Source organism: Streptomyces sp. NPDC001450 (assembly GCF_053597295.1).
On record NZ_JBSFHY010000001.1, the window covers coordinates 130,530 to 150,107 of the forward strand.

The 19,578-nt window shown below is 71.5% G+C and carries 17 protein-coding genes; 15 read left to right on the forward strand and 2 right to left on the reverse strand.

Going from position 1 to position 19,578, the window contains the following annotated elements; all coding sequences use genetic code 11:
* Positions 1 to 36 precede the first annotated feature (36 nt).
* From ACWC5O_RS00630 to ACWC5O_RS00645, 4 genes are all read left to right on the forward strand, one after another.
* The gene (locus ACWC5O_RS00630; protein ID WP_450589327.1) at positions 37 to 1,161 is read left to right on the forward strand and encodes a lipid II:glycine glycyltransferase FemX; all 1,125 of its coding nucleotides are present in this window, start codon (positions 37 to 39) and stop codon (positions 1,159 to 1,161) included.
* A 124-nt stretch (positions 1,162 to 1,285) separates the two neighbouring features.
* Entirely contained in the window at positions 1,286 to 1,417 is a 132-nt protein-coding gene (locus ACWC5O_RS00635; protein WP_359061989.1) for a hypothetical protein, read from the forward strand.
* A gap of 119 nt (positions 1,418 to 1,536) precedes the next feature.
* Positions 1,537 to 3,465: an ABC transporter ATP-binding protein gene (locus tag ACWC5O_RS00640; RefSeq protein ID WP_450589394.1), complete on the forward strand. Its 1,929-nt coding sequence runs from the start codon at positions 1,537 to 1,539 to the stop codon at positions 3,463 to 3,465.
* Positions 3,466 to 3,594: 129 nt separating this feature from the next.
* Positions 3,595 to 4,533, forward strand: coding sequence for an EamA family transporter (locus ACWC5O_RS00645; RefSeq protein ID WP_450589325.1), 939 nt, complete (start codon positions 3,595 to 3,597; stop codon positions 4,531 to 4,533).
* Positions 4,534 to 4,554: 21 nt separating this feature from the next.
* On the opposite strand, the gene ACWC5O_RS00650 is transcribed toward ACWC5O_RS00645, so the two are convergent.
* Entirely contained in the window at positions 4,555 to 5,298 is a 744-nt protein-coding gene (locus tag ACWC5O_RS00650; protein WP_450589323.1) for a class I SAM-dependent DNA methyltransferase, read from the reverse strand.
* Positions 5,299 to 5,374: 76 nt separating this feature from the next.
* Here ACWC5O_RS00650 and ACWC5O_RS00655 point away from each other — a divergent pair, with 76 nt between their 5' ends.
* The 11 genes from ACWC5O_RS00655 (at position 5,375) to ACWC5O_RS00705 (ending at position 18,221) form a co-directional block, all read left to right on the forward strand.
* Positions 5,375 to 5,779, forward strand: coding sequence for a hypothetical protein (locus ACWC5O_RS00655; RefSeq protein ID WP_450589321.1), 405 nt, complete (start codon positions 5,375 to 5,377; stop codon positions 5,777 to 5,779).
* A gap of 305 nt (positions 5,780 to 6,084) precedes the next feature.
* Positions 6,085 to 6,810, forward strand: coding sequence for a hypothetical protein (locus ACWC5O_RS00660; protein WP_450589319.1), 726 nt, complete (start codon positions 6,085 to 6,087; stop codon positions 6,808 to 6,810).
* Between the two features lie 114 nt (positions 6,811 to 6,924).
* Complete coding sequence (locus ACWC5O_RS00665; protein ID WP_450589318.1) at positions 6,925 to 7,719, forward strand: TIGR03084 family metal-binding protein; 795 nt, start codon at positions 6,925 to 6,927, stop codon at positions 7,717 to 7,719.
* Positions 7,716 to 9,392, forward strand: a complete 1,677-nt coding sequence (locus tag ACWC5O_RS00670) for an acyclic terpene utilization AtuA family protein (RefSeq protein WP_450589317.1) — start codon at positions 7,716 to 7,718, stop codon at positions 9,390 to 9,392. Before ACWC5O_RS00665 ends, ACWC5O_RS00670 begins: the two co-directional genes overlap by 4 nt.
* Positions 9,389 to 10,987: an acyl-CoA carboxylase subunit beta gene (locus ACWC5O_RS00675; RefSeq protein WP_450589315.1), complete on the forward strand. Its 1,599-nt coding sequence runs from the start codon at positions 9,389 to 9,391 to the stop codon at positions 10,985 to 10,987. Before ACWC5O_RS00670 ends, ACWC5O_RS00675 begins: the two co-directional genes overlap by 4 nt.
* A 5-nt stretch (positions 10,988 to 10,992) precedes the next feature.
* A complete protein-coding gene (locus ACWC5O_RS00680) occupies positions 10,993 to 12,840 on the forward strand; it encodes an acetyl/propionyl/methylcrotonyl-CoA carboxylase subunit alpha (RefSeq protein ID WP_450589314.1) in 1,848 nt (615 codons plus the stop codon).
* Positions 12,841 to 12,847: 7 nt separating this feature from the next.
* A complete protein-coding gene (locus ACWC5O_RS00685) occupies positions 12,848 to 14,008 on the forward strand; it encodes an acyl-CoA dehydrogenase family protein (RefSeq protein ID WP_450589312.1) in 1,161 nt (386 codons plus the stop codon).
* Between the two features lie 31 nt (positions 14,009 to 14,039).
* Positions 14,040 to 15,608 carry a 4-coumarate--CoA ligase family protein gene (locus tag ACWC5O_RS00690; protein ID WP_450589310.1) on the forward strand — a complete coding sequence of 523 codons (1,569 nt, stop codon included), beginning with the start codon at positions 14,040 to 14,042 and terminating at the stop codon, positions 15,606 to 15,608.
* Positions 15,605 to 16,342, forward strand: a complete 738-nt coding sequence (locus ACWC5O_RS00695) for an enoyl-CoA hydratase family protein (RefSeq protein ID WP_450589308.1) — start codon at positions 15,605 to 15,607, stop codon at positions 16,340 to 16,342. The genes ACWC5O_RS00690 and ACWC5O_RS00695 overlap by 4 nt, the downstream gene beginning before the upstream one ends.
* Positions 16,330 to 16,935 (forward strand): TetR/AcrR family transcriptional regulator, encoded by a 606-nt coding sequence (locus ACWC5O_RS00700; RefSeq protein WP_450589307.1) that lies wholly within the window; start codon positions 16,330 to 16,332, stop codon positions 16,933 to 16,935. The genes ACWC5O_RS00695 and ACWC5O_RS00700 overlap by 13 nt, the downstream gene beginning before the upstream one ends.
* Positions 16,936 to 17,189: 254 nt before the next feature.
* Positions 17,190 to 18,221 (forward strand): isopenicillin N synthase family dioxygenase, encoded by a 1,032-nt coding sequence (locus ACWC5O_RS00705; RefSeq protein ID WP_450589305.1) that lies wholly within the window; start codon positions 17,190 to 17,192, stop codon positions 18,219 to 18,221.
* A gap of 105 nt (positions 18,222 to 18,326) precedes the next feature.
* Here the strand turns inward: ACWC5O_RS00705 and ACWC5O_RS00710 are convergent, their stop codons facing one another.
* Positions 18,327 to 19,427 (reverse strand): citrate synthase 2, encoded by a 1,101-nt coding sequence (locus tag ACWC5O_RS00710; protein ID WP_450589304.1) that lies wholly within the window; start codon positions 19,425 to 19,427, stop codon positions 18,327 to 18,329.
* Positions 19,428 to 19,578: the final 151 nt, after the last annotated feature.

Sequence of the window (19,578 nt, forward strand, 5' to 3'; positions counted from 1 at the left end):
TGACGGAGCCAAGCAACCCCGAAGGAGCCCAGCCATATGACTCCCCTCCGTCTTCAGCCCATCAGCCGCGCCGAGCACCTGTCCTTCGTGGACTCCCTGCCCTCGGTGAGCCACATGCAGCTCCCGTCCTGGGGCGAGGTGAAGCCCGACTGGCGGGCGGAGAGCCTGGGTTGGTTCGACGGGGGCGGGCGGCTGGTCGGTGTCGGGCTGGTGTTGTTGCGGCCGTTGCCGAAGGTGAAGCGGTATCTGGCGTACCTGCCCGAAGGGCCCGTCATCGACTGGCACGCGCCTGACCTGGAGCGCTGGCTGGGTCCGTTGCTGGCCTATCTCAAGGGGCGCGGTGCCTTCTCCGTGAAGATGGGGCCGCCCGTGGTCGTGCGGCGGTGGAGTCCCGAGGCGGTCAAGGCCGCGATCGCCGACCCGGGCGCGCACCGGCTGCGGGACGCGGAGGCGACGTCGACCGAGCCGCGTGCCGTGGAGCTGGCGGAGCGGCTGCGTCGTATGGGCTGGCGGCAGGCCGAGGCGGGCAGTGAGGAGGGTTTCGCCGCCGGGCAGCCCCGTTACGTGTGCCAAGTTCCGTATGCCGGGCGGCCGTTGGTCGACATCCACCGCGGGCTCAACCAGCAGTGGCGGCGCAACATCAAGAAGGCCGAGAAGGCGGGCGTACAGGTCGTACGCGGGGGATACGAGGACCTGCCGGTCTTCTACGGCCTCTACACGGAGACCGCCGAGCGCGACCGGTTCATCCCGCGCCCGCTGCCGTACTTCCAGCGCATGTGGACGGCGCTCGCCGCCGAACACCCAGACCGGATGCGGCTGTACCTCGCGCATCATGAGGGTGAGGTGCTCGCCGCGGCCACCATGCTGATCGTCGGCGGCCACGTCTGGTACTCCTACGGCGCCTCCACCAGCCGCAGGCGCGAGGTCCAGCCCAACAACGCGATGCAGTGGCGGATGATGGCCGACGCCCACGAACTCGGCGCCCATGTCTACGACTTCAGGGGCATCACCGACACCCTGGAGGAGTCCAACCACCTGCTCGGGCTGCTCCGCTTCAAGGTGGGCGCGGGCGGCGAGGCGGTGGAGTACGTGGGGGAGTGGGACTTCCCGCTCAACCGGCTGCTGCACAAGGCGCTCGACGTCTACATGTCCCGGCGCTGAGCCCCCTCAAGCAATTCCTAGGTATTCCAAGGGGAATCACAGAGCACCTGTGTAGCTTCTTCGGTGTCGGGTTCGGGACGCGGAATTCCCGGACCACAGAACTGCGAACAACCAGGAGTCGGAAATGAGCTTCAAGAAGCTTGCCCCGCTGCCCCCGAAGCCCAAGTCGAAGCAGCTCCCGCCGCCGCCGAAGCCGAAGCCCAAGAAGCACGCTCACAAGCCGCTGCCCAAGCCGCTGCCCGGCCGGGACCAGTGATCCGACGCTGAGCTGAAAGGGGTCGATGGTGCACCGTCGACCCCTTTTCGTCTTCATTCAGGAAGGTGATTCGGAAGGGGATTCTGGTGACTGGCGAGAGTGACGAATTCGAGTACGAGATGCCTGGCATTCCCGCCCGGGCGGCGTTTCGCCGTTTCTGGCCGCTGACAAAGGGGCTCAGGAAATGGCTGCTCCTCGTCTGGGTGTGCACGGTGCTCGCCGCGCTCGCCGAGACCGAGGCCATTCTGCTCTTCAGCGACCTCACTGACCACGCCCTGCAGAAGGGCTCGTTGGCTGCATTCTGGAGTCCGGCCGCCAAGTGGCTGGGCATCGCCGTGGTCGGCGCGCTGGTCGCGTACGCGGGCAACTCCCTTGCCGCGTGGGCGACCGAGCGCTTCGTGATGCGGCTGCGCGAGCACGTCTTCGACCATGTGCAGCAGCTGCCCCCGCACTTCTTCCAGCGCCACCGCCAGGGCGACCTGCTCTCCCGGTTGACCAGTGACGTCGAGGCGATCGAGACGCTGGTCGTGTCCGGCCTGGTGGGCGCCGCCTCGGCCGCCTTCTCCGCCCTCTTCTACGCGGCCGCCGCGTTCTGGCTGCGCTGGGACCTGGCCGCCGCCACCTTCGTCCTCGCGCCCCTGTTCTGGCTGGCCGCCCGGCGCTTCTCCGGCTCCATCAAGGACGTCTCCCGCGCGGGCCGGGTCGCCGACGGCGCGATCACCTCCGTCGTCGAGGAGTCCCTCGGCAACATCGTGCTCACCCAGGCCTACGACCGCCGGGACGCCGAGCGCCGGCGGCTGAACGAGGAGGCGAACGCCTGGTTCCGCGCCTCGGTCCGCTCGACCCGGCTGGGCGAGGCCTACGAGCAGCTCGTCCAGGTCATCGAGACGGTCTGCGTGCTCGCCGTGATCGGTATCGGCGCCTGGGAGATCTCCACCGGCCGGATGACCCTCGGTCAGCTCCTCGCCTTCGCCGCGTTCCTCGGTTATCTCTACCCGCCCGTGCGGGGCCTGGCCCAGCTCGGGCTCACGGTCACCGCGGCCACGGCGGGCGCCGAGCGGCTCATCGAGATCCTGGACGTGCGGCCCTCGGTCACCGACCCCAGGCGGGGCACGGAGACCGGCCGCCCGGACGGCACGGTCGAGGTCCGCGACGTCTCCTTCCGCTACCCGGGCGCCGACCGTACGGCCCTCGAAGGACTGTCCTTCACGGTCAGTCCCGGGGAACTGGTGATCGTCACCGGCCCGAGCGGCGCCGGAAAGTCCACGGTCTCCAAGCTCCTGCTCCGCTTCTACGACCCGGACGCCGGCGAGATCCTGCTGGACGGCGTGCCCCTGCCTTACTTCCCGCTGGCCCGCCTGCGCGAGTACGTCACCCTGCTCCCGCAGGAGACCCTGGTCCTGCACGACACGGTCCGCGCCAACATCGCCTGCGGCCGCCCCGGCGCCAGCGACCAGGCAATCGAGGAGGCGGCGCGGGCGGCCGACGCGCACGACTTCATCGTCCGGCTCCCCGACGGCTACGACACCAGGGTCGACCCCAACTCGGCCCGGCTGTCCGGCGGCCAGCTCCAGCGCCTGGCCATCGCCCGTGCCATCCTGCGCGACGCCCCGGTCCTGGTCCTGGACGAGCCGACCACCGGCCTGGACGCGATGGCCGCCCGCCGAGTGGTCAAGCCCCTGCGCCGCCTGATGGCCGGCCGTACGACGATCGTGATCACCCACGACCTCAACCTCGCCCCCGACGCCGACCGCATCCTCGTCGTGGACCGCGGCCGTATCGTCGAGACGGGCCGCCACGAGGAACTGCTCGCACGGGGCGGGGCCTACGCACGGCTGCACCGCTCGCAGAACAACGCGGTGATGGACACGGCCGAACTGCGACTGCCGCTGTTCGAGGAGGCGCAGCCCACCGCGCCGACGCCGGCCCCGGCGCCGGAACATGAGTACGCGCCCGGACATGTGGCGTACGGCTATGGCCCGTACCACACCGCGGCTGAGGCCACCGCCTGGCCCCAGCCTGTTCATGAGCCCTGGTCCGGCACCTGACCGCCGCGCATCTCAGCATCCAGGACAGCTACATAAAGGGTTCACACTCCTGACGGAGTCTATTACCCTGGACTCGGCAGTACAGCGAGATGAACATGATCTGATCCGAGCCAGCCCCCAGGACCGCCCGTGAGCACCCCCAGCGCCACCGCCCCCTCGACGCAGCAAGCGCCCGCACCCTCGGGTGGTGTGCCGCGTCGCCTCGGCTCCCTCGGTCCTGTCGGGCTGGTGCTGGCCGGCGGGATCTCGGTCCAGTTCGGCGGGGCGCTCGCGGTGACCCTGATGCCGAGGGCCGGCGCGCTCGGCGTCGTCACCCTGCGGCTGCTCGCGGCGGCCGTGGTCCTCCTGGTGGTCTGCCGGCCCCGGCTGCGCGGCCACTCGCGCACCGACTGGGGCACGGTGGTCGTCTTCGGCATCACCATGGGCGCGATGAACGGCCTCTTCTACGAGGCGGTCGCCCGCATCCCGCTGGGCCCCGCGGTCACCCTCGAAGTCCTCGGCCCGCTCGCCCTGTCCGTCCTCGCCTCCCGCCGCGCGATCAACGCGGTCTGGGCGGGCCTCGCCCTCGCGGGCGTCTTCCTGCTCGGCGGCGGAGGCTTCAGCGACCTCGACCCCACCGGTGTCGCCTTCGCCCTGGGCGCCGGCGCCATGTGGGCGGCCTACATCGTCTTCAGCGCCCGCACGGGCCGCCGCTTCCCGCAGGCGGACGGACTGGCCCTCGCGATGGCCGTAGCAGCCCTGCTCTTCCTGCCCCTGGGCATCGTCGAGGCGGGCACCCGTCTCCTCGACCCCACCACCGTCGCCCTCGGCTCGGCGGTGGCCCTGCTCTCCTCGGTGCTGCCCTACACCCTCGAACTCCTCGCCCTGCGCCGCCTGCCCGCCTCCACGTTCGCCATCCTCATGAGCCTCGAACCGGCCCTCGCGGCCACGGCCGGCTTCCTGATCCTCGGTCAGGCCCTGTCCGCCACGGAGGCGGCCGCGATCGCCCTGGTCATCGCGGCGAGCATCGGCGCGGTGCGGACTCAGGTGGGCCGGGGAAGGGCTCGGGCACAGAGCCCGGAGGCCTGACGCGCGCTCCGCCGGCCGGCATCACTCGTCCGGCTTCTCCCACACCGACACATGCTGCCGGCTTTCGCTCGTGAACGGCTCCCGGCTCCAGCCGTCCCACCGCTCGCGCAGCCGCAGCCCCGCGAGCCGGGCCATCAGGTCCAGCTCCGCAGGCCACACGTACCGGAACGGAACGGACAGGTACGTGCCATGGCCGTCCACCACCCGCACATGGTGCGAGCTCATCGACTGCGTCGCCACGTCGTACAGGTCGAAGCCCAGCCGCCCGTCCTCCACGCGGAACGGCACCGCGTTCTGCCCGGGAGGCAGCCGGCGCAGATCGGGCACCGTGACCTCGACGACGAAGCAGCCGCCGGGCTCGAGATGGTTCGCGGCGTTGCGGAAGCAGTCCACCTGGGCGTCCTGTGACGTCAGGTTCATGACCGTGTTGAAGACCAGGTAGGCGACGGAGAAGCCCCCGTCCACCCGCGTCGCCGCGAAGTCCCCGATCGTCACTCCGATCGCCTCACCGCCCGGCTTGTCCCGCAGCCGCTCCACCATCGCCCGGGACAGGTCGATGCCGTGCACCTCGACCCCGCGCCGGGCCAGCGGCAGCGCGATGCGTCCGGTGCCGATGCCGAGTTCCAGGGCCCGGCCGCCCTCACCTGCCAGCTCCGCCAGGAAGTCGACGGCCGGGTCCACGACCTCCGGGTCGAACATCTCACCGGACGACTCGTCGTACCGCGCCGCGACCGCTTCTCCGAAGTAACCGTCTTCATCGAGCACCGGCCGACGGTACTGCGACGACGGCCCGCCATGCGCGCGGTTTTTCGGAGGCAGCCGCAAGGCCTTGGAAGGCCATGTGACGGCCATCCGCGACGCCGCCGGAAGGATCACCGGGATCCGGAGCAACTCCGCCGGTCTGCCTGTCGCGATCACTGCACCCGACGGTGCCCGCGCCACCTTCGTACGGGATGCCTTCGGCCGCGTCACCAGGGCCACCGACGCCCTGGGCGAGACCCTCCGGCAGGGCTGGACGGTCCAGGGCAAGCCCCACGACACCGAGCTGCGCCTGAAGACTGTCACCAATGCCCAGGGCCTCGAGTGGCAGTACCACTACGACGCGGCGGGCCGCCTGACGTCGGAGACGGACTTCGACGGGCGCACCGTCACCTACGAACACGATCCGCTCGGCCGCCTCATACGCCGCATCAACGCCGCAGGGCAGTCGCTCACGTACGAACGCGACGTCATGGGCCGGTCGTGAGCCTGCGCCACGACGACGGCTCCACGTCAGCCTTCACGCGTGACCTTTGCCGGCACGCTGACGGCGTTCCTCTCCGGGGCCCCATCCCCGCGGTGGTCCGTGACGCCTGGGAACGGGCCACGGGAGGTGAGGCCTGAACGAAGAGATGATGCAGCTCGCCGAGTTGTGCCGGCGTCAGCCCCGCTGCTTGCCGCGCCCGGCGCAGCTCGTAGCCGTAGTAGTCCAACGGTGACGCACCAGGGTCGAGTTCGCGGATTCGCACACCAACCACCCCCCTCACCGAGGGTGGTGATTCATTAGGGATCATGGCCAAACAGCGCATCACCGTCTGCATCCCGCCGCCCAGCGACCCCGCCGACCCCGACGCCCTGCGCCGGGCGATCGGGGAGGCCATGGCTCCCTACTACTACTGGCGCGAGGACATACCGCACCCCGGCTGGGTCGGCGAGTGGGACTACTGGTTCGTCTCCGGCTCCAACTGCCCCTTTGCGGTTCTCCCCGGTCACGAGGACGACCCCCGGCTGGTCCGCCACGACGAGTGGAGACCGTCGGAGGACCTGCCCTGGGACCGCTGCCACGGCGGGCCCCGGGCCCTGCTCGACCTCGACACCGACCGGCAGGCGGCCGCGCAGGAGGCCGCCCGGCGGTGGGACGACTGGGCGCGGTTCGCCGCCGGCCACCCGCCGGCGCTGCCCGCCGGCCACTACCTCGACCGGGCGTACCTCGACCCGGCCGGCTATCCCGAGCAGCGCGCCCGGGCCGAGTACGCCTCCCAGCCGCTGATCCGGGCCTTCATGGAGGACCCGGAGCTGCGGGAACGGTTCCCGTACGACCCGATCGGCTTCTTCGGCCCCGATCGAGAGGCGTTCGTGGAGGAGTGCGCCGCAGAGGTGCTGCCCACCCCCGCCCTGCTCACGCTGGACGGCCGGTGGGTCGAGTACGGCGGACCGGACTACCGCCGAGAGTTCAACGCCTACCTCGACGCCCTGCCGCCCGAGACGATGGTGGTCAGGGTGCTGTACCACTCGTAACCGCTCTTAACCACTCGGAGGCGCCCCCGCGTGAGTTGGCGGGCTTCAAGCCGCGGAAACAAATTCATGCAAGCACGCTTGATTGTTTCTCGTGCCGCTGCCATGCTCCCAGCCATGGCCGACCCGACGCCCGTCATCGACGACCTGCGTGCCGAGAGCGATGAACTCGACCTGCTAGTGGCCGAGTTGAGCCCCGAACGCTGGGGTCTTCCCACTCCCGCGCCCGGCTGGACCGTCGCCCACCAGATCGCGCACCTCGCCTGGACCGACCGCTCGGCGCTGCTGGCCGTCACCGACGCCGATGCCTTCCAGACTCTGGTCGAGAAGGCGCTCGGCCGTCCCGACTCGTTCGTCGACGAAGGGGCGGAGGAGGGTGCTCAGCTTCCGACCGCAGAGCTGCTGTCGACGTGGCGCGAGGGGCGCGCCGCCCTCGACCAGGCCCTGCGCGCCGCGCCGCCCGGCGCCCGTTTCCCCTGGTACGGCCCACCCATGTCTGCCGCCTCCATGGCCACCGCCCGGCTCATGGAGACCTGGGCTCACGCACTGGACGTCGCCGATGCCCTGGGTGTGGTGCGCCCACCGTCCGACCGGCTCCGGCATGTGGCCCGGCTCGGGGTGCGGACCCGTGACTTCGCCTTCGGTGTGCACGGACTGACCCCGCCGGCCGAGGAGTTCCGTGTCGAACTGACCGCGCCCTCCGGCGCCCCGTGGGCATTCGGCCCCGAAGACGCCCCGCAACGCGTCACCGGCCCCGCCCTCGACTTCTGCCTCCTGGTCACCCAGCGCGCGAACCGCGCCGACCTCGCCCTCCACGCCGAGGGCCCGGACGCCGACCGCTGGCTCGACATCGCCCAGGCCTTCGCGGGCCCGCCCGGCACCGGGCGCAAGGCGAAGGGGGACCCGGCGTGACGGCTCTGCGCATCGGCAACTTCTCCGGTTTCTACGGCGACCGCGCCGACGCCCTGCGCGAGATGCTCACCGGCGGCGAGGTCGACGTCCTCACCGGCGACTATCTCGCCGAGCTGACCATGCTGATCCTCGGCCGGGACCGGCTGAAGGACCCGGCCGCCGGATACGCCCGTACCTTCCTGCGGCAGCTGGAGGACTGCCTCGGCCTCGCCCGCGAGCGCGGGGTGCGGATCGTCACCAACGCGGGCGGCCTGAATCCGGCCGGACTCGCGGCCGCGGTACGGCAGTTGGCCGAGCGGCTCGGTATCCCCGTACGGGTCGCCCACGTCGAGGGTGATGACCTGACCCCCGAGTATCCCGGCGCCCTCGCCGCCCACGCCTATCTCGGAGGCTTCGGGATCGCCGAGTGCCTGCGGGCCGGCGCCGACGTCGTGATCACCGGCCGGGTGACCGACGCGGCGCTCGTCACCGGGCCCGCCGCGGCCCACTTCGGCTGGCAGCCGGGGGAGTACGACCGCCTCGCCGGGGCCGTCGTCGCCGGGCATGTGCTGGAGTGCGGGACGCAGGCGACCGGCGGGAACTACTCCTTCTTCCGCGAGGGGGACGTACGCCGTCCCGGCTTCCCGCTCGCCGAGATCCACGCGGACGGCAGCAGCGTCATCACCAAGCACCCCGGCACCGGCGGCTTCGTCGACGTCGGCACGGTCACCGCGCAGCTGCTCTACGAGACCGGGGGTGCCCGGTACCTCGGCCCCGACGTCACCGCCCGGCTGGACACCGTACGGCTGAGCCAGGACGGGGCGGACCGGGTGCGGATCGAGGGTGTGCGCGGGGAGGCGCCCCCGCCGACGCTCAAGGCCGGGCTCAACCGGCTCGGCGGCTTCCGCAACGAGGTCGTCTTCGTGCTCACCGGGCTCGACATCGAGGCCAAGGCGGACCTAGTGCGGGAGCAGCTGGGCGACGCGCTCGCCAAGTCGCCGCCCATGGAGGTCCGTTGGGATCTCGTCCGCACCGACCGGGCCGACGCCGACACCGAGGAGACGGCCAGCGCCCTGCTGCGGCTTGTCGTACGGGACCCGGACCAGCAGGTCGTCGGGCGTGCGCTGAGCGGGGCCGCCATCGAGCTGGCGCTGGCCGGCTACCCCGGGTTCCATGTGCTCGCGCCACCCGGAAAGGGCGCGCCTTATGGGGTCTTCGAGGATGTGTACGTCCCCCATGGTGCCGTCGGCCATGTGGCTGTCCTCCACGACGGACGCCGTATCCCTGTGCCGCCGCCCCAGAAGACGCGCGCCCTGGACGACGTACCGCAGCCGCCCTTGCCCGAGCCCCTCCCGGCCGGACCGACCCGCCGCGCCCCCCTCGGCCTCGTCGCCGGGGCCCGCAGCGGGGACAAGGGCGGGAACGCCAACGTGGGGGTGTGGGCGCGGTCGGAGGAGGCCTGGCGGTGGCTCGTCCACGAGCTGACCGTGGAAAGGTTCCGGCAGCTGATCCCCGAGAGCCGGGAGCTGCCCGTCACCCGGCACGTGCTCCCGAACCTCCACGCCCTCAACTTCGTCGTGACCGGCATCCTCGGCGCCGGCGTCGCCGCCCAGCACCGCTTCGACCCGCAGGCCAAGGCCCTCGGCGAATGGCTGCGCTCCCGCCACCTGGACATCCCGGAGGCCCTGCTGTGACCGTTCTCGAGACGGCCCTGGACACCCAGCACCCCGACTACCAGACCAACCGCGAGGCCATGCTCGCCAAGCTCGCCGACCTGGAGGCCGAGCACGCAAAGGCGCTCGCGGGCGGCGGTGAGAAGTACGTCGGGCGGCACCGGGGGCGCGGCAAGCTGCTCGCCCGCGAACGCATCGAGCTGCTCCTCGACCCGGACACACCCTTCCTGGAGCTGTCGCCGCTGGCCGCCTGGGGCAGCGACTACACGGTCGGCGCCTCCCTGGTCACCGGGATCGGCGTGGTCGAGGGGGTGGAGTGCCTGATCACCGCCAACGACCCGACCGTGCGCGGCGGCGCCAGCAACCCCTGGAGCCTGAAGAAGGCCCTGCGCGCCAACGACATCGCGCTCGCCAACCGGCTGCCCTGCATCAGCCTGGTGGAGTCCGGCGGCGCCGACCTGCCCTCGCAGAAGGAGATCTTCATCCCGGGTGGGGCCATCTTCCGGGACCTCACCCGGCTGTCCGCCGCCGGCATCCCCACCGTCGCCGTCGTCTTCGGCAACTCCACCGCCGGCGGGGCGTACGTCCCCGGCATGTCCGACCACGTGATCATGGTCAAGGAGCGGGCGAAGGTGTTCCTCGGCGGGCCCCCGCTGGTGAAGATGGCGACCGGCGAGGAGAGCGACGACGAGTCGCTCGGCGGCGCCGAGATGCACGCGCGGGTGTCGGGCCTCGCCGACTACTTCGCCGTGGACGAGCAGGACGCCCTGCGCCAGGCCCGCCGGGTCGTCGCCCGCCTCAACCACCGCAAGGCGTACGGCGATCCGGGCCCGGCGGCTCCGCCCAAGTACGACGAGGACGAACTGCTCGGCATCGTCCCCGGTGACCTGAAGATCCCCTTCGACCCGCGCGAGGTCATCGCCCGCCTGGTCGACGCCTCCGACTTCGACGAGTTCAAGCCGCTGTACGGGACGAGCCTCGCGACCGGCTGGGCAAGCCTGCACGGCTATCCGGTCGGCATCCTGGCGAACGCCCAGGGCGTCCTGTTCAGCGAGGAGTCGCAGAAGGCCGCCCAGTTCATCCAGCTCGCCAACCAGCGCGACATCCCGCTCCTGTTCCTCCACAACACCACCGGCTACATGGTCGGCAAGGAGTACGAGCAGGGCGGCATCATCAAACACGGCGCGATGATGATCAACGCGGTCAGCAACAGCAGGGTCCCGCATCTGTCGGTGCTGATGGGGGCGTCGTACGGCGCCGGCCACTACGGCATGTGCGGGCGGGCCTACGACCCCCGCTTCCTGTTCGCCTGGCCCAGCGCCAAGTCGGCCGTCATGGGCCCGCAGCAGCTCGCGGGCGTGCTGTCGATCGTCGCCCGGCAGTCGGCGGGGGCGAAGGGGCAGCCGTACGACGAGGACGCGGACGCCGCCCTGCGCGCCATGGTGGAGCAGCAGATCGAGTCCGAGTCGCTGCCGATGTTCCTGTCCGGGCGGTTGTACGACGACGGCGTCATCGACCCGCGCGACACCCGCACCGTCCTCGGCCTGTGCCTGTCCGCGATCCACACCGCCCCCTACGAGGGCGCGCGCGGCGGCTTCGGCGTCTTCCGGATGTGAGGCTCATGATTTCGACTGTGCTGGTCGCCAACCGGGGCGAGATCGCCTGCCGGATCTTCCGCACCTGCGGTGAGTTGGGAATCCGGACGGTCGCCGTGCACTCGGACGCGGACGAGAACGCGCTCCACGCGCGCGTGGCCGACACGGCGGTACGGCTGCCCGGGGCGACGCCCGCGGAGACGTATCTGCGTGGCGACCTGATCGTGAAGGCGGCGCTGGCCGCCGGAGCGGACGCCGTGCACCCCGGGTACGGCTTCCTCTCCGAGAACCCCGAGTTCTCCCGTGCCGTCCTCGACGCCGGCCTGGTCTGGATCGGGCCGCCGCCGGAGGCGATCGAGGCGATGGCGTCCAAGACGCGCGCCAAGGAGCTGATGGGGATCGCGCCCCTGGGCGAGGTCACCGAGGCCGACCTGCCGGTGCTGGTGAAGGCGGCCGCCGGCGGCGGCGGGCGCGGGATGCGGATCGTGCGCCGCCTGGAGGAGCTGCAGTCCGCGCTGGAGGGCGCACGCGCCGAGGCCGCGAGCGCCTTCGGTGACGGCGAGGTCTTCGTCGAGCCGTACGTCGAGCACGGCCGCCACGTCGAGGTGCAGATCCTCGCCGACACCCACGGCACCGTCTGGACGCTCGGCACCCGCGACTGCTCCCTGCAGCGCCGCCACCAGAAGGTGATCGAGGAGGCCCCGGCACCGGGTCTGACGTCCCGACTCACCGAGGAGCTGTACGCGCTGGCCGTGCGCGCGGCCCGCTCCGTGTCCTACGTGGGCGCCGGCACGGTCGAGTTCCTGGTCGCCGACGGCAGGGCCCACTTCCTGGAGATGAACACCCGCCTCCAGGTCGAACACCCGGTCACCGAGGCGGTCTTCGGCCTCGACCTGGTCGCCGAACAGCTCCGCGTCGCCGAGGGCCACCCCCTCCCCGCCGAACCGCCCCGCGCACACGGCCACGCCGTCGAAGCCCGCCTGTACGCCGAGGACCCGGCCCGCGACTGGGCCCCGCAGACCGGCACCCTGCACCGCCTCGCCGTACCCGCCGGCGTCCGCCTCGACACGGGTTACGCCGACGGCGACACCATCGGTGTCCACTACGACCCGATGCTCGCCAAGGTCGTCGCCCACGCCCCCACGCGCGCGGAGGCGATCCGCAGGCTCGCGGGCGCCCTGGAGCGGGCCGCACTCCACGGCCCGGTCACCAACCGGGACCTGCTGGTGCGCTCCCTGCGCCACGCCGAACTCGTGGGCGCCCGCATGGACACCGGCTTCTACGACCGCCACCTCGCCGACCTGACCGAGCCCGCACCCGACCCGTACGCCCCTCTCGCCGCGGCCCTCGCCGACGCCCACGGCCGCTCCCGTTTCGGCGGCTGGCGCAACGTACCGTCCCAGCCGCAGGCCAAGCGGTACGAGATGGCGGGCGAGGAGCACGAGGTCCACTACCGGCACACCCGGCAGGGCGTCACCGCCGACGGAGTACGGGTCGTACACGCCGACGCGCGTCGAGTCGTACTCGAAGTGGACGGCGTACAGCGCAAGTTCGACGTCACACGCTACGGCGACCAGGTGTACGTCAACGGGTCCCGCCTCACCGCCCTGCCCCGCTTCCCCGATCCCACCGCCCAGCTCGCCCCCGGCTCCCTGCTGGCTCCGATGCCGGGCACGGTCGTACGCATCGCCGAGGGACTGTCGCAGGGCGCGACCGTACAGGCGGGCCAGCCCCTGATCTGGCTGGAGGCGATGAAGATGCAGCACCAGATCGCCGCGCCCGTCGCCGGCACGCTCAGCGCCCTGCACGCCAAGGCCGGCCAGCAGGTGGAGCCGGGCATGTTGCTCGCCGTCGTACAGGAAACCTCGTCCTAGGAGCCCCATGACCGCCGTCATCGAGTCCGAAGAGCACAAGGCCCTCCGATCCGCCGTCGCCGCCCTCGGCAAGCGCTACGGCCGCGACTACCTCACCCGCACCGTCGCCGCGGGAAAACCCCTCACCGAACTCTGGTCCGAGGCAGGAAAACTGGGCTACCTCGGTGTCAACCTCCCGGAGGAACACGGCGGTGGGGGCGGTGGCATCACGGAACTCTCCATCGTCCTGGAGGAGCTGGGCGCAGCGGGCTCCCCCCTCCTCATGCTCGTCGTCTCACCCGCCATCTGCGGCACAGTGATCTCCCGCTTCGGCACGGAGGAACAGAAGCGCACCTGGCTGCCCGGACTCGCCGACGGCACCCGCCTCATGGCCTTCGGCATCACCGAACCCGACGCCGGCTCGAACTCCCACCGCATCACGACCACAGCCCGCCGAGACGGCACCGACTGGCTCCTCACCGGCCGGAAGGTCTTCATCTCCGGCGTCGACATGGCCGACGCCGTCCTCGTCGTCGGCCGCACCGAAGACGCCCGCACCGGACGCCTCAAGCCCTGCCTGTTCATCGTCCCGACGGACGCAGAGGGCTTCCAGAAGCACCCCATCGACATGGAACTCAACGCCGCCGAGAAGCAGTTCGAGCTCGTCCTGGACGACGTACGGCTCCCCGCCGACGCGCTCGTCGGCGACGAGGACGCCGGCCTGCTCCAGCTGTTCGCCGGACTCAACCCCGAGCGCATCATGACCGCCGCCTTCGCGATCGGCATGGGCCGCTACGCGCTCTCCAAGGCGATCGAGTACGCCCGCGACCGTACCGTCTGGAAGGCCCCCATCGGCGCCCACCAGGCGATCGCCCACCCCCTGGCGCAGGCGCACATCGACCTGGAACTGGCCCGGCTGATGATGCAGAAGGCGGCCCATCTGTACGACACCGGCGACGACATCGGCGCGGGCGAGGCCGCCAACATGGCCAAGTACGCGGCCGGGGAGGCCTGCGTGAAGGCCGTCGACCAGGCCGTGCACACCCTCGGCGGCAACGGCCTCACGCGCGAGTTCGGACTCGCCTCGTTGATAACAGCCGCACGCGTGGCTCGTATTGCTCCGGTGAGCCGGGAGATGATTCTCAACTACGTTTCCCACCAGACCCTGGGCCTGCCCAAGTCGTACTAGGCCGCAGCCGAAGCAGCCGCTTGGAGGAACCGTGTTCCGCAGCGAGTACGCAGACGTCCCGCCCGTAGAACTTCCCATCCACGAGGCCGTCCTGGGCCGCGCCGCCGAATTCGGCGACCGGCCGGCCCTCATCGACGGCACGGACGGCACCACCCTCACGTACGAGCAAGTGGACCGGTTCCACCGGCGGCTGGCCGCCGCGCTCGCCGACGCCGGCGTACGCAAGGGCGACGTCCTCGCCCTGCACAGCCCCAACACGATCGCCTTCCCGACCGCCTTCTACGCGGCCACGCGCGCGGGCGCCTCCGTCACCACCGTGCACCCGCTCGCCACACCCGAGGAGTTCGCCAAACAGCTCGGCGACAGCGGCGCCCGCTGGATCGTCACCGTCTCCCCGCTGCTGGAGTCCGCCCGTCGGGCAGCCGAACTCGCCGGCGGCATACGGGAGATATTCGTGTGCGACAACGCACCCGGACACCGCTCGCTCATCGACATGCTCGCCACGACCGCACCCGAACCGGTGATCGACTTCGACCCGGCCGAGGACGTCGCCGCACTGCCGTACTCCTCCGGCACCACCGGCGTCCCCAAAGGCGTGATGCTCACCCACCGGCAGATCGCCACCAACCTCGCCCAGCTGGAACCCCCCGTCCCGGCCGGACCCGGCGACCGCATCCTCGCCGTACTGCCGTTCTTCCACATCTACGGCCTCACCGCCCTGATGAACGCGCCCCTGCGCAAGGGCGCCACGGTCGTCGTCCTGCCCCGCTTCGACCTCGAGACCTTCCTCGCCGCCATCGAGAACCACCGCATCACCGGCCTGTACGTCGCGCCGCCGATCGTCCTCGCCCTCGCCAAGCACCCGGCGGTCGCCCGCTACGACCTCTCCTCCCTGAAGTACGTCATCAGCGCCGCCGCCCCCCTGGACGCCGCCCTCGCCACCGCCTGCGCCGAACGCCTCGGCCTGCCCCCGATCGGCCAGGCCTACGGCATGACCGAACTGTCACCCGGCACCCACGTCGTCCCGCTCGACGCCCTGCACCAGGCGCCCCCCGGCACGGTCGGCAAGCTCATCGCCGGCACCGGGATGCGGATCGTCTCCCTGGACGACCCCGGCAAGGACCTCGGCCCCGGCGAGCCCGGCGAGATCCTCATCCGCGGCCCCCAGGTGATGAAGGGCTACCTCGGCCGCCCCGACGCCACCGCCGACATGATCGACGCCGACGGCTGGCTGCACACCGGCGACATCGGCCACGTCGACGACGACGGCTGGCTCTTCGTCGTCGACCGCGTCAAGGAACTCATCAAGTACAAGGGCTTCCAGGTGGCCCCGGCCGAACTGGAGGCACTCCTGCTCACCCACCCCGGCATCGCCGACGCGGCCGTGGTCGGCGCCTACAACGAGGACGGCAACGAGATCCCGCACGCCTTCGTCGTCCGCCAGCCCACCGCCGCCGACCTCAGCGAGAACGAGATCATGCTCTACGTCGCCGAACGCGTCGCCCCCTACAAACGCGTCCGCCGGATCACCTTCATCGACACCGTCCCCCGCGCGGCCAGCGGGAAGATCCTGCGCCGACAGCTCAGGGAGCACACGTGAGCGCACTGATCGGACGCACGCACGCGCGCGGCGTCGCAACCCTCAGCCTGGACGCCACCGACACCCGCAACGCCCTCTCGGCCGCCCTCGTCGCCCAGCTCGCCGAGGCCCTCACCGACTGCGGCAAGGACCCGGAGGTCCGGGCGGTCGTCCTCACCCACACCGGCACCACCTTCTGCGCCGGCGCCGACCTGCGCGACCCACCCGACCCGGACACACTGGTGGGCCTGCTCCGGCAGATCGTGGAGCTGCCCAGACCCGTGCTCGCCCGGATCACCGGACACGTCCGCGCGGGCGGCCTCGGCCTCCTCGCCGCCTGCGACATCGCCGCCGCCTCCACCGATGCCACCTTCGCCTTCACCGAGGTCCGCATCGGCGTCGCCCCCGCGGTGATCTCCCTCCCGGTGATCCCGCGCACCGACCCGCGCGCCCTCGCCCGCTACTACCTCACCGGCGAACGCTTCGACCCCGCCGAGGCCGTACGCCTGGGCCTGCTCACCACCACCGCCGACGACGTCGACGAAGCCCTCGCCCCCGTCCTGGACGGCTTGCGCCGCTCCGCCCCACAGGCCCTGGCCGAGACGAAACAGCTGCTCACGGCTAGGGTGCTGGAGACGTTCGACCGGGACGCGGCCCAGCTGACCGCGCTCTCGGCCCGGCTGTTCTCCACCGCCCACGCCCGGGAGGGGATGACGGCCTTCCTGGAAAGACGGGATGCGGCATGGGTGGTGTGAGTACGGCGGAACGCGACCGCGTACCCAAGCAGGACCGCAGCCGGGCCACCCGGCAGCGACTCCTGGAGGCCGCCGTGTCCTGCCTGGCCGAGCACGGCTGGGCAGGCTCCACCGTCGCCGTCGTCGCCGAACGCGCCGGCGTCTCCCGGGGCGCCGCCCAGCACCACTTCCCGACCCGCGAGGACCTCTTCACGGCCGCCGTCGAGTACGTGGCCGAAGAACGCTCCACCGCCCTGCGCGCCCTCTTCCCGGACGGCGCCGCCGACCGCCGCGCCGTCGTCTTCGCCCTCGTCGACCTCTACACCGGGCCCCTCTTCCGCGCCGCCCTCCACCTGTGGGTCGCCGCCTCCGACGAGGAGCAGCTGCGCCCGCGCGTGACCGAGCTGGAGGCCCGCGTCGGCCGCGAGACCCACCGCATCGCCGTCGACCTGCTCGGCGCCGACGAGTCCCGCCCCGGCGTGCGGGAGTCCGTCCAGGGCCTGCTCGACATGGCTCGCGGCCTCGGCCTCGCCAACCTCCTCACCGACGACACGGCCCGCCGCGAGCGCGTGGTCGCCCAATGGGCGCTGCTGCTGGACGAAACACTGGGCTGAGGAAAACACGGGGCTGGGGAACACGGGGCTGGGGCTGAGGGGGCCACCGCGGGAGCGCGTTACCCTTGGCCCCATGCTTCCGATGCTCGTTCGCCGCCGCCACGTGGACTACGTGCGCGTCACGAGCATGGGCTGTCGGCCTTCTGCCTGACCCAGCCCCGCCTTTCTCTCTTTTTCTCCCTTTTGCGGCATTCCGGGCACCGCCCCACCCTCCGGCGGCCTGCCCGTGGCCCACACACCCTGTGGACGCTCCCATGACGACGCATTCCGCGACGACCACGTCGTACGACCAGCTCCCGATCATCGACCTGTCCGCCGCCGACCGCGGCCCCCAGGCCCGCGCCCTCCTCCACGCCCAGCTGCACAGCGCCGCCCACGACGTCGGTTTCTTCCAGCTCGTCGGACACGGCGTGACCCGGGCCGAGACCGACGCCCTGTTCACCGCCATGCGCGCCTTCTTCGACCTCCCCGAGGCCGACCGGCTCGCCCTCGACAACATCAACTCCCCGCACTTCCGCGGCTACACCCGCACCGGCGACGAACGCACCGCCGGCGCCCGCGACTGGCGCGACCAACTCGACATAGGCGCCGAACGCCCCGCCCACGTCCCCGGCCCCGGCGAGCCCCCGTACTGGTGGCTGCAAGGCCCCAACCAGTGGCCGACCGCCCTCCCCGCACTGCGCACGGCAGCCCTCGCCTGGATCGACAGGCTGAGCGGAGTGGCCCAGCGCCTCCTGCACGAACTCCTCACCGCGATCGGCGCCCCCGCCGACTTCTACGACCCGGTCTTCGGCGACCACGCCCACCCGCACCTCAAGCTCGTCCGCTACCCCGGCAGCGCGGGCGACGGCACCGGCCAGGGCGTCGGCGCCCACAAGGACTACGGCTTCCTCACCCTGCTCCTGCAGGACACGGTCGGCGGCCTCCAGGTCCAACGCGAGGACAGCCTCTTCCACGACGTACCCCCACTCGAGGGCGCCTTCGTCGTCAACCTCGGCGAACTCCTGGAGGTGGCCACCAACGGCTACCTGATCGCCACCAACCACCGAGTGATCAGCCCGCCCGGAGCAACGGAACGCTTCTCGGTCCCGTTCTTCTACAACCCCCGCCTGGACGCCAGGGTCGAGCCCCTGCCCTTCCCCCACGCGTCAACGGCCCCCGGCATCACCACCGACCCGGCCAACCCCCTCTTCGCCGAGTACGGCTACAACGAACTGAAGGGCAAGCTGAGGGCACACCCACTGGTGGCGGAACGGCACCACGGGGACTTGCTGACTCCGGCGTGATCAACTCCGCAGGGGGGCGGGGCTGTATCGATATGCGGCTCCGCCGCGTGGGCGCGACAAGCCACAATGGACCTGCAGCCGCCCACGCGGCCCCGAACACCGCTCTCAGTGGGCGATGTCCGCGTACCCCTCGATCTCCTGCGGGCTGCGCGCCGCGGGGCCGACGTACCGAGCGGACGGCCGTACGAGCCGACCGGTCCGCTTCTGCTCCAGGATGTGCGCCGACCAACCGGCGGTCCGCGCGCACGTGAACATCGACGTGAACATGTGCGCCGGAACCTCCGCGAAGTCCAGCATGATCGCGGCCCAGAACTCGACGTTGGTGGCCAGCACCCGGTCCGGCCGCCGGTTGTGCAACTCCTCCAGGGCCGCCTTCTCCAGCGCCTCCGCGATCTCGAAGCGCGGCGCGCCCAGTTCCTTGGCGGTACGGCGCAGCACGCGCGCGCGGGGGTCCTCGGCCCGGTACACCCGGTGACCGAAGCCCATCAGCCGCTCTCCGCGGTCCAGGGCCTTCTTGACGTACGCCTCGGCGTCACCCGTCCGCTCGATCTCCTCGATCATGCCGAGCACTCGGGAGGGGGCGCCGCCGTGCAGCGGTCCGGACATGGCGCCGACCGCTCCCGAGAGGGCTGCGGCGACGTCCGCGCCGGTCGAGGCGATGACGCGCGCGGTGAAGGTGGAGGCGTTCATGCCGTGTTCGGCGGCGGACGTCCAGTAGGCGTCGACGGCCGCGACGTGCTTGGGGTCCGGCTCGCCGCGCCAGCGGATCATGAAGCGCTCGACGACCGAGTGCGCCTTGTCGATCTCTCGCTGCGGCACCATCGGCAGACCCTGCCCGCGCGCGGACTGGGCGACGTACGACAGCGCCATGACGGCGGCGCGCGCGAGGTCGTCGCGGGCCTGGTCGGCGTCGATGTCGAGGAGGGGTTTCAGGCCCCAGACCGGGGCGAGCATGGCCAGTGCGGACTGTACGTCCACACGGATGTCACCGGAGTGGACCGGGATCGGGAACGGCTCGGCGGGCGGCAGTCCGGGGTTGAAGGCGCCGTCGACCAGCAGCCCCCACACGTTCCCGAAGGAGACGTGCCCGACCAGGTCCTCGATGTCGACGCCGCGGTAGCGCAGGGCGCCGCCCTCCTTGTCGGGTTCGGCGATCTCCGTCTCGAACGCGACGACTCCCTCGAGCCCGGGTACGAAATCGGACATCAGGCGGCTCCTCGTGAAAGTGTCGGCGGCGGTCACCCCGGTGATGCCCCGATCAGCCGGTGGTCACCCAACCGCAGGGGGAACCAGCACGATAACCCCGAGTGCCATAGTTGGGGAGCCCACGCGACACTGAGTGCCACGCACGTTCGAT